The organism is Wolbachia endosymbiont of Dactylopius coccus (assembly GCF_977011065.1).
Window position 1 is genome coordinate 1,219,196 of sequence record NZ_OZ347065.1, and the last position, 15,033, is coordinate 1,234,228.

11 protein-coding genes and 3 pseudogenes are annotated in these 15,033 nt (G+C 35.8%); 9 read left to right on the plus strand and 5 right to left on the minus strand.

What is annotated here, in order from left to right; all coding sequences use genetic code 11:
* Positions 1 to 161: 161 nt before the first annotated feature.
* The gene (locus ACWHVF_RS06545; RefSeq protein WP_447933266.1) at positions 162 to 341 is read right to left on the minus strand and encodes a hypothetical protein; all 180 of its coding nucleotides are present in this window, start codon (positions 339 to 341) and stop codon (positions 162 to 164) included.
* A 645-nt stretch (positions 342 to 986) separates the two neighbouring features.
* Here ACWHVF_RS06545 and ACWHVF_RS06550 point away from each other — a divergent pair.
* A complete protein-coding gene (locus ACWHVF_RS06550; protein WP_064125465.1) occupies positions 987 to 2,159 on the plus strand; it encodes an NADH-quinone oxidoreductase subunit D in 1,173 nt (390 codons plus the stop codon).
* An 18-nt stretch (positions 2,160 to 2,177) separates the two neighbouring features.
* Here ACWHVF_RS06550 and recJ read toward each other — a convergent pair whose 3' ends face one another.
* Positions 2,178 to 3,917, minus strand: coding sequence for a single-stranded-DNA-specific exonuclease RecJ (gene recJ / locus ACWHVF_RS06555; RefSeq protein WP_064125464.1), 1,740 nt, complete (start codon positions 3,915 to 3,917; stop codon positions 2,178 to 2,180).
* Between the two features lie 134 nt (positions 3,918 to 4,051).
* Between recJ and ACWHVF_RS06560 the strand changes: the two are divergent.
* Both ACWHVF_RS06560 and ACWHVF_RS06565 read left to right on the plus strand, forming a co-directional pair.
* A pseudogene (locus tag ACWHVF_RS06560) lies at positions 4,052 to 4,470 on the plus strand (IS481 family transposase); the annotation flags it as partial.
* A 6-nt stretch (positions 4,471 to 4,476) separates the two neighbouring features.
* Complete coding sequence (locus ACWHVF_RS06565; RefSeq protein WP_064125463.1) at positions 4,477 to 5,643, plus strand: aspartate kinase; 1,167 nt, start codon at positions 4,477 to 4,479, stop codon at positions 5,641 to 5,643.
* Between the two features lie 149 nt (positions 5,644 to 5,792).
* Here the strand turns inward: ACWHVF_RS06565 and ACWHVF_RS06570 are convergent.
* A pseudogene (locus ACWHVF_RS06570) lies at positions 5,793 to 6,553 on the minus strand (IS5 family transposase).
* Positions 6,554 to 6,679: 126 nt separating this feature from the next.
* On the opposite strand from ACWHVF_RS06570, the gene ACWHVF_RS06575 reads away from it, so the two are divergent.
* The 5 genes and pseudogenes from ACWHVF_RS06575 (at position 6,680) to ACWHVF_RS06595 (ending at position 11,078) form a co-directional block, all read left to right on the plus strand.
* The gene (locus ACWHVF_RS06575; RefSeq protein ID WP_447933267.1) at positions 6,680 to 6,859 is read left to right on the plus strand and encodes a hypothetical protein; all 180 of its coding nucleotides are present in this window, start codon (positions 6,680 to 6,682) and stop codon (positions 6,857 to 6,859) included.
* A 744-nt stretch (positions 6,860 to 7,603) separates the two neighbouring features.
* Positions 7,604 to 8,293, plus strand: a complete 690-nt coding sequence (locus ACWHVF_RS06580) for a P44/Msp2 family outer membrane protein (protein ID WP_064124786.1) — start codon at positions 7,604 to 7,606, stop codon at positions 8,291 to 8,293.
* 140 nt (positions 8,294 to 8,433) lie between these two features.
* A pseudogene (locus ACWHVF_RS06585) lies at positions 8,434 to 8,657 on the plus strand (IS5 family transposase); the annotation flags it as partial.
* A gap of 206 nt (positions 8,658 to 8,863) precedes the next feature.
* Entirely contained in the window at positions 8,864 to 10,090 is a 1,227-nt protein-coding gene (gene mtaB / locus ACWHVF_RS06590) for a tRNA (N(6)-L-threonylcarbamoyladenosine(37)-C(2))-methylthiotransferase MtaB (protein ID WP_064124785.1), read from the plus strand.
* A gap of 67 nt (positions 10,091 to 10,157) precedes the next feature.
* A complete protein-coding gene (locus ACWHVF_RS06595; RefSeq protein ID WP_064124787.1) occupies positions 10,158 to 11,078 on the plus strand; it encodes an outer membrane protein in 921 nt (306 codons plus the stop codon).
* A gap of 7 nt (positions 11,079 to 11,085) precedes the next feature.
* Here the strand turns inward: ACWHVF_RS06595 and ACWHVF_RS06600 are convergent, their stop codons facing one another.
* Positions 11,086 to 12,582, minus strand: a complete 1,497-nt coding sequence (locus ACWHVF_RS06600; protein ID WP_064124784.1) for a type II secretion system protein GspD — start codon at positions 12,580 to 12,582, stop codon at positions 11,086 to 11,088.
* Between the two features lie 143 nt (positions 12,583 to 12,725).
* On the minus strand, positions 12,726 to 14,099 hold the full coding sequence (locus ACWHVF_RS06605) for an ankyrin repeat domain-containing protein (protein ID WP_064124783.1): 1,374 nt from the start codon (positions 14,097 to 14,099) through the stop codon (positions 12,726 to 12,728).
* A gap of 602 nt (positions 14,100 to 14,701) precedes the next feature.
* Between ACWHVF_RS06605 and ACWHVF_RS06610 the strand changes: the two genes are divergently transcribed.
* The gene (locus ACWHVF_RS06610) at positions 14,702 to 14,935 is read left to right on the plus strand and encodes a hypothetical protein (protein ID WP_156488172.1); all 234 of its coding nucleotides are present in this window, start codon (positions 14,702 to 14,704) and stop codon (positions 14,933 to 14,935) included.
* Positions 14,936 to 15,033 lie beyond the last annotated feature (98 nt).

Sequence of the window (15,033 nt, forward strand, 5' to 3'; positions counted from 1 at the left end):
ATCTGTATTATACCTGAAATGAATCCATTAACACAAAGCTTTTCCTTTAACCTCTTATGCTACCTCAACTAAAAATTTGGCTAATGCAGACCCTTTCTGTCATTCTATAGCTAAAGTGACTTAGTTTTACCAACGATTCGCCACTTATTAGCATTGTATAGCTAACCCAAGAAAGGTTTCCCTACGTCATACCGCGATTCATTCCATAACTGTACGAACATTGTGCTACCAGAAGGGCAATGCCTCTTATCCAAGTACCCTCTTCTTGTCATTCCAGTGCCTATTTCTTTGTCATCCCAGTGCCCAGACACTGGGATCCAGAAAAGTTTGCTTGTAAGCAAGCAAACTAGCATAGGAAAACGTTTTCGATGAGATTATATGGAAAACTGGATTCCAGCGTCACGCGCTGGAATGACACCTTTTATGGGCTCTTAAATTGCAACTATAAATACTTAAGAAATTCACCAAACGAAAAAAAAGGCAAAAGAAGCCCTGGTCATTGTCTATTTTCAGTATCGGCGTTCTTTAAGTCTTAAACACTGCAATTTAGCTGCTTTTAAACGGCAACTAACCTTAGCTTTAATATTTAAGAAATTTACTAGGCAGAAAAAAAAGGCATAGAAAACCCGTGGTAGCTAGTTATTACACTCTCTATTTTAAAATTTGACGTTGGGTGATGTCTTGAACGCTTTATAAGCGCTTTTCAGCTTATGTGGGTAAAAACCCAAAATTTTTATAAAGACATAGTATGCACATAGTGCAAAAATTAAACAATAGTACGCCAAATACAAGTCTTCTTGTCGTTTTAATCTGCACAGATTGGGAAGTTAAATAATATAGCTTCACTTTCATGATAAGGGGGCTGGTGGAGTTTGTCAAGGAAGTTTTTTCGTTTCTACTGAATGACAGTTGTAGCATATGCAAGAAGTCTATTGACTTTGAGCGCACTTTAGCCTATACAATTTTAATATCTTAAACTACTGGACATGCCCGATCTAAAGACAATGATGTTAAATTTTGGTCCTCAGCACCCAGCTGCACATGGAGTGTTGCGCCTTGTTTTAGAGATGGACGGCGAAGTGGTTGAAAGAGCTGATCCTCATATTGGGCTTTTGCATCGTGGTACTGAAAAATTAATAGAACATAAAACGTATCTTCAAGCTTTGCCTTATTTTGATCGCCTTGACTATGTGTCACCAATGTCACAAGAGCATGCGTATTCACTATGTGTAGAGGAATTGTTGCAATGCGAAATCCCAATTAGGGCAAAGTATTTACGTGTCTTGTTTTGTGAACTGACGAGAATACTAAATCATTTACTGAACGTTTCTTCTCAAGCGCTTGATGTTGGAGCAATGACCCCTCTTTTATGGCTCTTTGAAGAAAGAGAAAAAATACTGGAATTTTACGAAAGAGCTTCAGGCGCAAGGTTTCACGCAGCTTACATCAGACCAGGTGGAGTTGCAGCAGATGTTCCAGAAGGCTTGATTGAGGATATTGCAAAGTTTATAGAGCAATTTCCAAAGTATATAGACGATGTTGATGAACTTTTAACAGAAAATAGGATATGGAAGCAACGCACTGTAGGAATCAGTGAAATATCAATTAAACAGGCACTTGATTGGGGCTTTAGTGGCCCAATGTTGCGTGCTGCTGGGCTTGCTTGGGATTTGCGAAAAAGCCAGCCATATGAAATATATGATCAGCTAGATTTTGATATACCTATTGGCCAAAATGGCGATTGTTATGACCGTTATCTAGTTAGAATGGCAGAGATTAGGCAGTCTGTTAGCTTGGTGAAGCAGTGTATAGAGAAAATGCCTGGAGGCCCAATAAAAACTGAAGATAGAAAAATTTCTCCACCGCCAAGAGCAGAGATGAAAAAATCTATGGAAGCTCTGATTCACCATTTTAAACTTTACTCAGAAGGATATCACGTACCAAAAGGTGAAGCTTACACAGCTGTTGAGGCACCAAAAGGTGAGTTTGGAGTGTATATAGTTTCAGATGGTACCAATAGACCTTATAGATGCCGAATAAGAGCACCTGGCTTTGCACATTTACAAGCTTTGGATTTTATGGCAAAAGGACACATGCTTGCCGACGTTGCAGCAATTATTGGCTCACTCGATATAGTTTTTGGTGAGATTGATAGCTAATTATTGTAAAATAGTAACTCAACTAATGGTCAATACATCTTCTATTAAAAATTGTACAAATTCATTGCCATTCCAGTAATTCATAGAGATTTTACCCAAAATAGCTTTAACATTACCCTGCATGATAGCAGAGCCAAGATGAGTATTTGCAGAACGAAATGCAATAGCTCTTACCATAATATTATCATCAGCAATAAAACATTTTATATGGTCAACTCCTATAACTTCAGGCTTTCTTATCTTTGCTCCTTGGATAATAAACCTTGGTTCAGGATTTCCAACTCCAAATGGTCCCAAGCGTTGCAATTGATTCCATAAAGACAAATTTATTGCTTTAGCAGTTACTATACTATCAGCTTTTAAAGTTTTCTCATTTATAGAGTTTGAAAATCTTTCAGTAAAAAAATCATGCAAATCATTTATTTTGTCTTCTTTAATTGAAAATCCTGCCGCCATACTATGGCCACCACCTTCAATAATCAAATTTATAAACTTTGCGGAAAGGACTGCAGCACCGATATCAACTCCCAAAATTGATCTACAGCTTGCTTTTCCTATTCCATTATTTAAAGATATCACTACTGTTGGCAAGTGAAACTGCTCCTTTAGCCTTGATGCAATTATACCAATTATTCCCTGGTGCCAATTGCCACTTATCATTATAAAATTCGCACCTGATTGGGCAGACTTTTCCGCTTGTGCTGTAGCTTCCAAGAGAGCCTCATTCTCTAACACTTTTCTTGCATTATTCAAATCTATTAATTTTAGCGCGATTGAATGCGCCTCTTCATCATCATCGGTGGAAAGCAACCTTGCACCAAGCGATGCTTCTCCAATTCTTCCTCCAGCATTTATGCATGGCCCAATACTAAACCCTAATCGAGAAACACTTGGTTTTTCAAGGATTCCCAAAGCATCAAATAAAACACGCAAGCCAACGTTTTTTCTTGTTGACATAACTTTTAATCCTTGTGAGACAAGTGCTCTATTGAGGCCTGTGATCTGCATAACATCACAGACAGTTCCCAGGGCAACCAAATCCAACAGATCAAATAAATCTGGTTCTTTTTTGTTGGTAAAAAATCCTTGCTCACGTAGGCTTTTATTAAGAGCAACAATTAGCAGAAATGACACTCCAACTGCTGCTAGGTTATTATAAGGAGAGCTCTCATCAAGGCGGTTTGGATTCACAACTGCTACGGCGCTTGGTAATTTTTCCGTACCAAGGTGATGGTCAACAACTATAATATCAAGACCAAAAGCCTTTGCATCTTCTATTGGTTGATATGCAAGCGTACCACAATCAACGGAAATACATAAATCAATTCCATTCTTTTTAAGTTGTAATAAAGCATCTGTGTTTAATCCATAGCCCTCATCAACACGATCTGGAATGTAGATTATAGAGTGTATATCGATTGCTCTCAGGTACCTGTTAATCAATGCTGACGACGTTGCACCATCAACATCATAGTCACCAAATATTGCAAGGTTTTCATTATTTTTTATTGCCCGTATTATACGAGAAACAGCTTTATCCATATCAAGAAGGTGAAAGGGATCTGGTAATAGCGATCTGATTAGTGGATATAAGAAGTCGCTTGCATTTTCTATGTTAACACCACGAGTAACCAATATTCTTGCTAATATTTCTGGTAACTCAAATCTCTGTGTAAGAGTTAAGATTTGCCTTTGATCTGCTTCTTGCAACTTCCACAATGCATTTGTTATGCTGCGCTTTTCAATTTCAAGTAGCATATTCTTTGTAAATAAAACTACTTTACCAGAACTTTTAAACTTGTTCTATAATTGTATTAGATGTACAGTTCCAGAGTGTGATGGTATGATAAAATGTGAGAAAAAAATATCATCAAGGGAGGAATTATGGTTACATGGGCGCGCCAGAACAACAGCGTAGAGCAATACAAAATAATAAAGAGAGCATAGCAAAGCTTTCCAAACCTTAAACCAAAAACTATTATTAAGTGGAGAAAACGCTCATTTACCAAAGATGCTGGTATGGGTCCAAAGCATCCAAGATCAACTGTTTTAACTTTAGAAGAGGAGTGTTGCATTTCGTAAGCATACTCTATTGTCATTAGATCTACGCTTTGCAAACCTCAATCCCACACTTCTAGTCTACATCGTTGCTACAGCATTAGCAGACTACCAGATGTCGATGGTGAAGTTAAACCAAGAAAGAAATTCAAACAATATCCTATAGCATATTGATATCGCGGAAGTTAGAACAGAAGCCGGACAACCTCTATCTCTACAAAAACTATATTTTTCTTCAGAAGAGAGTTATATTGTAACTATGGACAAAATAATCATAAAAAAATTTGGTGGGACTTCGCTAACTGATTTAAACCGAGTTGCAAATTTGATAAAAAACGATATTGAGAAAGGTTGTAATGTAATCGTTGTTGTATCTGCTGTTGCAGGATTTACTGACCAAATGGCTTTTCAGGCTAGGCAAATCTCAAATTTAAGTTGCAGACAAGAGTTATCAGAATATGACGTTATGCTTTCAGCAGGAGAGCAAATCTCTTGCGGTCTATTAGCTATCACTCTCCAATCGATCGGAGTTAATGCTAAATCGTGGCTTGCCTGGCAGTTACCAATTGTAACTGATGATTTTTATTCTGAGTCTAAAATAAAAACAATAAAGATTGACCGTGTGAAAAGATCTTTTGCTGAGGGTTATACTGCTGCGATCATCGCTGGTTTTCAGGGTATAAATGATGATAGAATCACTACTTTTGGAAGAGGAGGCTCTGATATATCAGCAGTTGCCTTCACGGTAGCCTTTGGTGTTAGAACTTGCGAAATTTTTACTGATATTGATGGAATATATACAGCAGACCCGAGAATTGTTCCAAAGGCACGCAAGCTCAAATTTATCTCTTACGATGAAATGTTGGAAATGTCGTCATCTGGTGCTAAAATACTGCATAATCGTTCAGTACAACTTGCAATGAAGCATAACATTAAAGTGCAAGTGCTATCCACTTTTAAAGAAGTAGAAGGCACCACAGTACTACACAAAAGGGATGTACTAGAGAGATACTTAATTACTGGAATAGCTTATAGCACTAATGAAGCTCTTGTAACTTTCACTAACCTTGCAAATAACTTGCGTACTTTAAGAGATATAGTAGGGGCAAACGTTAAAATTGATATGATACATGGGTCAAGTTTTGTTATCTCCAAATTTGATATTGATTTAATGGAAAAGTTACTGAATAAGAATGAAAATTATGCTATAAACGATAATGTAGCTAAAATTTCAATAATTGGTATTGGTGTTATGTCTAACACTGAAGTGATGCACCGCACACTCAAGGTTTTAAGCGAAAAAAAGATAGAAATACTTTCCATCACAACATCCGAAATCAAAATCAGTATAATTGTTCAAAAAGAATACGTTGTAGCTTTGGTCAAAGATTTACATACTGAGTATGAGCTTGATATGCAACACTAGGATAGGCTCGACGTCCACAACTGTACGAACATTGCAATTTGGGCCTACCAGGAGGGTGTCATTCTCCTGTCATCCAAGTAGCTGACACTGGTTCCTTTATGAAGGTGTCATCCGAGTGCTCCTAAGAGCTTGTCCGCAAACTACTAAATTTAGGCATATTCCCTCTTTAACATCAATCTATTCATAGCCAGATATATAAAATTTTCAGTAGATGTTGTCAGCAAATCATATTCTTTCGATAGCCTCCTATTCCTATTTATCCAAGCAAAAGTCCTTTCTACAACCCACCTTCTCGGCTGCACTTTAAATCCTGGCTCCACTTTTGGTAATAGCTCTGGTGGTGTATCTTTATGCACCCAAAATCTGCACGGAGGCCTTTTGACAATTTCAATTTCTATGTCATATTCTCTCTTTATGTGATCCTTTAAATCTTTTCCTTGGTATCCCATATCAGCCCACATCTTCCTAACATTAGTGTGTTTTTTCCTCATATTATCCAGCGCTATTTTCACACCATCTCTGTCATTTTCATTCGCAGCTCCGACATAGCAACCAAGCTTGAGTATCGGTGACTATATGCCTCTTTCTACCTTTTACTTTTTTACTCCCATCATAACCTTTAACCCCCCTTTTTCTGTCGTTTTTACCGATTACTATACACGCACTTGGCTCCTCATTCCTTCCCTTTTTTGACCTGCTATATTTAGTGATATCATAATTCACTTTCTCAAAAATTCCCTGCTTCTTCCATCTCCTAAATTGTTCATATACTGTCTTCCATGGCGTGCGGTAAATAGCGCCATTGACATCCTGTGCGTAGTACATAAAAAATTGCAGATAATACCTCTCTTTTGCTATGTTTCAGCGGCCTTCCTCCTTTCTTGTATGATACTCTAAAGTGTTTCTCTATTAGCTACCACTCTCTTTCACTTAGATCTGTTGGATACTTTTTTCTCATTTCTAACCCCATTCTAAAACTCATATACTATCCCTTTTCTTGTTTGCGGACAAGCTCTAACACATAGCGGAATTACGATTGTCAGGCCAGCGCCCCTATGATGTCATCCCAGTGCCCAGACTACTTGGATCCAGAAAAAAGAATGGTGTCATCCGAGTAGCCCCTTTTTTGTCATCCCAGTGCCCTGACTACTTGGATCCAGGAAACTTAGTTGCAAGTAATGCATTGGGTTTGGTGAGTATGGGTTTTGCGTTATAGAATGAAGCACTTTTGGTGAATTTATAAAGAAAGCTGGATCCCAGTGTCAGCTACTCGGATGACACCCTACTAGCAGAAGTTACTCTCAAATGTTTGTTCATGTTAGCTACAAACATTAAGAAATTTACCAAATAAAAAAAAAGGCAAAAGAAGCCCCGTTGGTGACTAGTTATTTATATGTACTTCAAAATATTGGCGTTTTTTATTCTAAACGCTGCAATTTAGCCGCTTTTAAATGCAACTAACCTAAATTATAAACGTTAAGAAATTTACTGAGCAGAAAAAAAGGCAAAGAAACCCCAGGGTGGCTAGTATTCAAATTCTCCCTTGTCACGTCTTTTACTGTCTTAAACGCTTTATAAGCGCGTTTCAGCTTATATAGGTAGAAACCTAGAAGTTTTATAAAGACATGAGGTGCACATAGTGCAAAAATTAAGCATGATTTACGCCAAATACATTAAGTTTTTTGTCATTAATCCACTGCAGAGATTGCGAAGATAAATAAATAGCTTCAGTTTCATGATAAGGGGGTTGGCGAAGGGTGTCAAGTAATTTTTTCGTTTCTATTCCCAATAAAAGTTCGTCATATGGTTATGCAAGAAGTCTATTAATAAAATCTTTGTCTTCTCCTAAAAATTAGTTAAAATGTAGAGTATTTTGTGTTATTAAGTTAGCACTTGACTTAACTTTAGTTGTTACTTAGACTGCTAAAGTGGAATTTTAATTTTTTTTACGAGGACAATTATGCATTATAAAAAGTTTTTTTCAGCAGCCGCTTTAGCAACGTTGCTAAGTTTATCAAACTCTGCTTTTTCAGATCCTGTTGGTCCAATAAGTGATGAAGAAACTAGCTACTACGTTCGTTTGCAATACAACGGTGAATTTTTACCTCTTTTCACAAAAGTTGATGGTATTACCTATAAGAAAGACAAGAGTGATTACAGTCCATTAAAACCATCCTTTATAGCTGGTGGTGGTGCATTTGGTTACAAAATGGACGACATCAGGGTTGATGTTGAAGGAGTTTATTCATACCTAAACAAAAATGATGTTAAAGATGTAACATTTGACCCAGCAAATACTATTGCAGACAGTGTAACAGCATTTTCAGGATTAGTTAACGTTTATTACGATATAGCAATTGAAGATATGCCTATCATTCCATACATTGGTGGTGGTGTTGGTGCAGCGTATATCAGCACTCCTTTGAAAACTGCTGTGAATGGTCAAAACAGTAAATTTGGTTTTGCTGGTCAAGTAAAAGCTGGTGTTAGTTATGATGTAACTCCGGAAGTCAAACTTTATGCTGGAGCTCGTTATTTTGGTTCTTATGGTGCTAATTTCGATAAAGACGGTGGTGAGAAAGACAAAGGAGGACATACAGTCTTTTACAGCACTGTTGGTGCAGAAGCTGGAGTAGCGTTTAATTTCTAGTCTATCTCAGTCTTGTTATCCCAGTGGGTTTTTTCTTGTCATTCAAGTAGCATGACACTGGGGTGGCTTTGTTGCATAGCAACAGAAAAACTAGTGATTACTGACTAAATTCATTATAAAGTGACGATTTAAGGATAAATATGCCACAAAAAATGAGAGTCAGTAACCATAGAGAATATAACAAATTTCTAGAAAAAAGAGGAAATATTTTTCATGATATCAACGAAGCCATAGAAAATTGGTATGAAATTGGGTCAAAATGCAGGGTGGCAACAATATTTACAGCAACAAAGTGGTAATTTTGATACATATAATAACCCATCTGTTCAGAATAGGTTTGAGACAAACAGTCGGGTTTATAAAATGATATTTGCAACGTAATTGGTATGCCTAAATTTGAAATAGTCGCATAAAATTATTTACTCTGGAAAAAACTTACGTTGCTATGCAACAAAGCCATCCCAGTGTCTGCTGCTTGCATAGCATTTATCTACCAAAACAATGGTCATGCAAGAGACTTTGCTTGGATGTGTGATATAATTTAAATTGTAAGGTCTAAAAAATACTAGCATGAATGAAGTGATAACATTTGGTTGTCGTCTAAATTTTTACGAGAGTGAGTTAATCAAAGAAGCATTAAAAAAAGCAGAAAGAAAAAATGTTGTTGTGGTGCATAGCTGTGCAGTGACAAACGAAGCAGAACGCCAAGTAAAGCAAAAAATACGTAAGATCTATAAAAACGACCCAAGTAAAGAAATTATCGTAGTTGGTTGTGCTGTTCAGTTGGATCCTGAATCATATAGTGATATTCCTGGTGTGAGTAAAGTGCTCGGTAATCAAGATAAGCTAAAAGCTGAAAATTACTTACTAAATGACGATAAAATCTTGGTCAGTGATAACCAAGTAGAACCTGTTCTAATTAATGGATTTGAAGATAAGTCAAGGGCATTTATTGAAATTCAAAATGGTTGTAATCATAGCTGCACATTTTGTTCAATTACTGAGGCAAGAGGGAATAATCGATCTGTGCCAATAAACAGTATTATAGAGCAAATCAGGATCTTTGTAGAAAATGGATATCAAGAAGTAGTGTTTACAGGGGTTGATATTACTGACTTTGGTACAGATTTGTTGGGTAAGCCATCACTTGGTTCAATGATTAGGAGAGTTTTAAAGGATATACCAGAGTTGAAGAGGCTAAGACTTTCCTCTATCGATGTTGCTGAAGTTGACGACGAATTAATGGATTTAATAGCTAATGAGTCAAGACTTATGCCTCATTTACATTTGAGTCTACAATCTGGTAATAATTTAATACTAAAGAGAATGAAGCGTCGTCACAACAGAGAACAAGTGATAGAATTTTGTCATAAAATGAAGAGCTTGAGGCCTAATATAGCATTTGGCGCTGATATTATTGCTGGATTTCCAACAGAAACTGATGAAATGTTTCAGGATACAGTTGATTTACTGAAAAAAACAAATATAGTTTACCTACATGCTTTTCCATATTCAGAGCGGAAAAATACACCTGCTGCACGGATGCCACAAGTGCTAGAGAATGTGCGTAAAGAACGAGTAAAAAACTTAAGAGAAGTAAATAAAGAAATGATGAGCAGTTTTTGTCAATCCTTGATCAACACTAAACAAAGTGTTCTGGTTGAGCAAAATAATGTCGGTAGAGCAGAAAATTTTGCATTAGTAAAGCTTGAATCAAAAGCTCAAGCCAAGAGTATTGTGAAAGTTAATGTTAAAGGAGTGGAAAATAATTATCTAATCGGAAGCATCTTACCTTAATTTTTTGTACATTAAAGAAATATATGATATAGTAGTTATACTATAAATGATAATTATGGGTTCATTTGTGATAACTAAAATATCTGTTGCTTTATTTTTAATTTTCATTCCATGTGTCTATTTTTTTATTACTTATATTAGTAATAATACACACATTGAGCAAATTATTGAAGCACAACCCTTAAAATTAGAAACAGACAATAATAAAAGTATGATACGTTCTGAGGAGGTTACTGCAAAAGAGATACCAATAAAATATCAAGAACTTGAAAGTAGTCCACCTTCTGTTTTCCAAGCAGATGATCAGAAAAATATGTGGTCACGTATTGCAGATCAAGCTGAGCCTACAAAAGAAAAATCAAAAAAACTTGATTTTTATGTTAGTGCTAACGGTGGTAAGGTATACCATGATAATTCAGAAACATTTGTAAAGGGTATACAAGAAATAGGAAAAAGAGTCCTAACTTTAGTTGAAAGTCATTATGGTTTTATAATAAAAAATATAGTGGCAAATGAAATTAAAAGTATACAGCAATTTGATGGTAAAATTGATTTCCAGTGGCTTAGCAGCATATCTTTAGGTTACTATGCTGGAGAAAATGGCCGAGTTGATTTTGAAACCATGTATTCTGTAGCCAATATTGAAAATAGTAATTCTCCTCCGGTATTTGATAAATCAGCGAGTATATTTGCGTTTTTGTTAAACTTCTATTATAATCCCAGCGTTCAGGATACACAATTTGCTCCGTACATCGGTCTTGGTATAGGGCCAACAGTTTTTAGATTAAAAAGGATTAATGGGTCACCCCAAAATTCAATGCCACTGAATGTTCCTTGGTTTGCTTATCAAATAAAACTTGGTGTTGATTATTCAATAATCCCAGAAATCAAAACCTTTCTCGGCTATCGTTACTTTAGCGTTCCGATACCTGTTGCAGATGACATATCTACTCACAATATTGAAGTTGGTTTGATATTTAATTTTTAGTGATAATTTAATATATATATAAATTCTTATCTTTTCTATCTAACAAACCAAATGTTGGTACGATTGTTGCTTTTAAAAAAATGACAGTTTCTACTGTTCTAATATTATTCGCTAGCCTTTTTGATTTCTGATGCAATAAGCTTTGCTTATCTTCTCTATGTTCTATAAGCCCGCCGATTACCATAATTTCACCGCTCTTAATTTTTAACATAGAGTTCATTTCTCTGATTTCAACAATTGGAATGTCGCTATTTAATTTCATTTTACTCTGCTGTTCGATGTACTCTATATCTGGATCTTTAATGTAGCCGTTAATTCTTGATAAAGTTGGATGTATATCCATGAATATTTCACTAGTATCAATGTTAATGCTTGGGTGGATTATTAGCACAACACCTATTGGGACGCTATTCATCTTGGTAATTAAGGTCTGATTAGAGTTTCTAGTATCTTTTTGTATATCGGAGGTAAAATAAATATGGTTTTTGGTAAATGAAATCATCGCTTGCTGATTATTTATAGCATGTACTCTAGGGCTTGAAATTACAGTTGAAGCGCCAAATTTGTCTAAATTTTTTACTAAATCTCCTAGATCATTCGCACCAAAGTTCATTGCTAGGTTAATAATGGAGTTATCTTGATTTATTATAGACTTAGTTCCATCTTGTAAGTCATTTAAGTTCATACCAGAAAGGTATTTGTCATCTAGCACAACTTCAACTATTTTTGCCTCTATCATTACTTGAGAAGACGCTAACTTCTTAACCTTATTAATATATTCTTCAACAGCTTTGTGGATATCTTTTCTAGCATTCAAAATAATAACACCAGCTTCTCTGTTGGATGAAAGGAATTCGCCATCATCCACCCCGTTAACATCCATTATTGCATTCAAGCCTTTTTCTAATGAATTCCATAAGTCACTACTGTATTGAGACTTCATAACATTGTTATAGTCCCTATCAGCATCGCTGTTAGTAATATTGTTACTAATGGCGAAACTGCTTTGAGCAGAATGTTGAATATTAATGAAGTCTGCGTAATAATTTTGCGCGTATGGCAAGTCCTGCTCAATTCTAATTACACCATTGCTTGTTGAGTAACGCAATTTGGCGCTATTTGCTATACTCTGAATTACTTCATTTATATTCTTATCTTTTAGCTTTAAAATAATATTACCTGATATTTTTGGGTCTATATCCAAGTTAACGTCAGAAAGTTTTCCTATCTCAATCAGCAAATCTTTTACTGATACTTCTTCACTAACATTAATAGAAATAAGCTGATTACTGATTGTGAGATCGGGAAACTCTATTGGTAAAGGCATAATTTCTGGTATTGCCGGTTCATTAATCTCCAAAGAGGTGTTGTATTGCTGCAACGAATAATCGTGCTCACCTATATCATTATGATCTTCGTTGCCTATATTAGTGAGATGTTGCTTAGTAGGCAGGTGTGTGCAAGAAATAATGAAGAGGAGTATTAAGCATTTAAAAATAGCCATTAGAACAGCATATAGATCTATACTAATAGGTTTCTATAAAAATATTAAAAATGTATTTAATCTCATTTTCATTCAACAGATAATTGTCATATATTAGCTTGACCTGCACTGGCTATATGTTTTTTTGTACGCCCCTCTTGTACTTAAATGTAGAGTAAGTTTTCCAGCATAGCCTTAGTTTTTTTATATATTTTACTTCTTTCTCTATATTTAATAATAGGCTTAAAAATAAATGGTAAGCCTATAATTGTTAAGCTTAGAGCTAGGGTTGAAAGTATACAACAGGCTTTGTGTTTACTATGTAGCTCTTTTAGGTAAAGCATCAAAAATCTACAAAATTTTTTGTAATTTTCGTCGATGTTTTTTTTGCTATGAGCCTTGCTAATGAACATATCTATTGCGGTATGACCATTATTACACTTAATGTTAAGGTCTGCACCTTTTTCTGTTAACAGCTGAGCTATATCAAAATAATCCTTTTGAACAGCAAGATGTAGAGGTGCAAAACCTTGTTGCTCACAAATGTTCATATTGGCTCTAACTTCCAATAACATTTTCACAATTTTTGTATGGCCTTTTTTAACTGCCAGCAGCAAGGGAGTTCTGTTACATTTAGTAACAGCATTAATGTTTACCTTAAGCTTCAATAAGAGCTTAACTGTTTTAGTGTTACCATTATGGCTAGCTTTATGCAGCCTGGCGTTGCCATTAAAATCTTGATCATTTGCATCTATTCCTTTTGATACAAGAAATGTTACCATTTTTCTATTATTATGCTCAATAGCGCAATCTAATGCATCAAAACCATGGTTGTTTTTTGTGCAAAAAAACTCTTTAAGTTTAATTTCATCGTTACTTGCTTGCTGTCTTTTTGCAATAAGTTTAACTATTTGCATTTTGTTGTTATACGCTGCTAGGAAAAGCGTAGTGTTATTTTCTGCATCTTTGGCTTCTATATTTGCACCTTTCTTTATCAGATATTCTATAATTTCTGCTCTGCTGTCATAATGTGCAGTGCATTGATAGATAGTTAAAAACAAAGGAGTGCGAAAATTGTTATCTTCACATTCGAGATTTGCTCCGCTATCAATTAAAATTTGGACGCTTTTTTTAGAACCGTATAGTGAAGCTATATGAAGAGGAGTATAGCCCTCTTTAGCGTCTTTTTCATTAATTTTTGCACCTTTTGTTATCAAAAAATCTATTAATTCAGTGTCATCTTGTAGTGCAGCAAGGTGCAGTGGAGTAAACTCGTTTTTATCCTTGGAATTGATTGTCAGTTGATTAACAAAAAGTTTAGCAATTTTCTTGTGTCCATGCATAATGGCGTAATGCAGTGGGTTTCTATTTTCGTTGTCTACGACATTAAAATCAGCTTCGTGCTCTAGCAATGATTTTACTCCAACTAAATCACCTTCTTTTGTGAACTTATGCAAGAGAGTGTTTCCACTTGCATCTTTTGAGTTAATATCAAATCCATTTTCTACTAATTGGTTTATATCTTCCTCACGCGCCATATCACTTAAGTCTCTAATTGAACCCTTTTCGCGTTAATAATACTCCTACTTGATTAAGTTTGAGTGAATCTGTGAGAAATGGCTAGGATACCTTGCATAACAAACTTTTGGCAGCGCGTTGGATGAAACAAAAAAACCACTTGACAAACTCCGCCAGCCCCCTTATCATGAAACTGAAGGTATTCAGTTATCTTCATCTGTGCAGATTAAACAGCAAGAAAACAACGTAGTTGGCGTCTTATTTTTAATTTTTTGCACTATGTGCACCTTATGTCTTCACAACATTTCTGGGTTTTTACCTATATAAGCTGAAACGCGCTTATAAGTTGTTTAAGACAGTATAGTACGCCAATTTGCAGGATTAGAGAGTGACAACTAGCTAACACGGGGTTTCTTTTGTCTTTTTTTCTGCTTAGTAAATTTCTTAGCATTTAGCGAAGGGTCTGTTGCAGTTTAAAAGTCGCTAAATTGCAGCGTTTAAGACTTAAAAAACGCCAAATACTGAAAATAGACAATGACCAGGGCTTCTTTTGCCTTTTTTTCGTTTGGTAAATTTCTTAAATATTTGTAGCTAAAAGAGCCCAAGAGAGGTCAGTGCCCCTGTGATGTCATTCCAGTCTGGAATCCAGTTCTTATTGCCTGGTGTAAAGTTAAGTTTCCTGGATCCCAGTGTCAGCTACTCGGATGATACCCTACTTAACCGTCATACTGCCGCGGTATCTCTAGATCCCGCTAACAAGCAGCGGGATGACGATTGTCAGGGTGTCTCCCAGTGCTCCTATAATGTCATCCCAGTGCCCAGACTACTTGGATCCAGGAAACTTAGTTGCAAGTAATGCATTGGGTTTGGTGAGTATGGGTTTTGCGTTATAGAATGAAGCACTTTTGGTGAATTTATAAAGAAAGCTGGATCCCAGTGTCAGCTACTCGGATG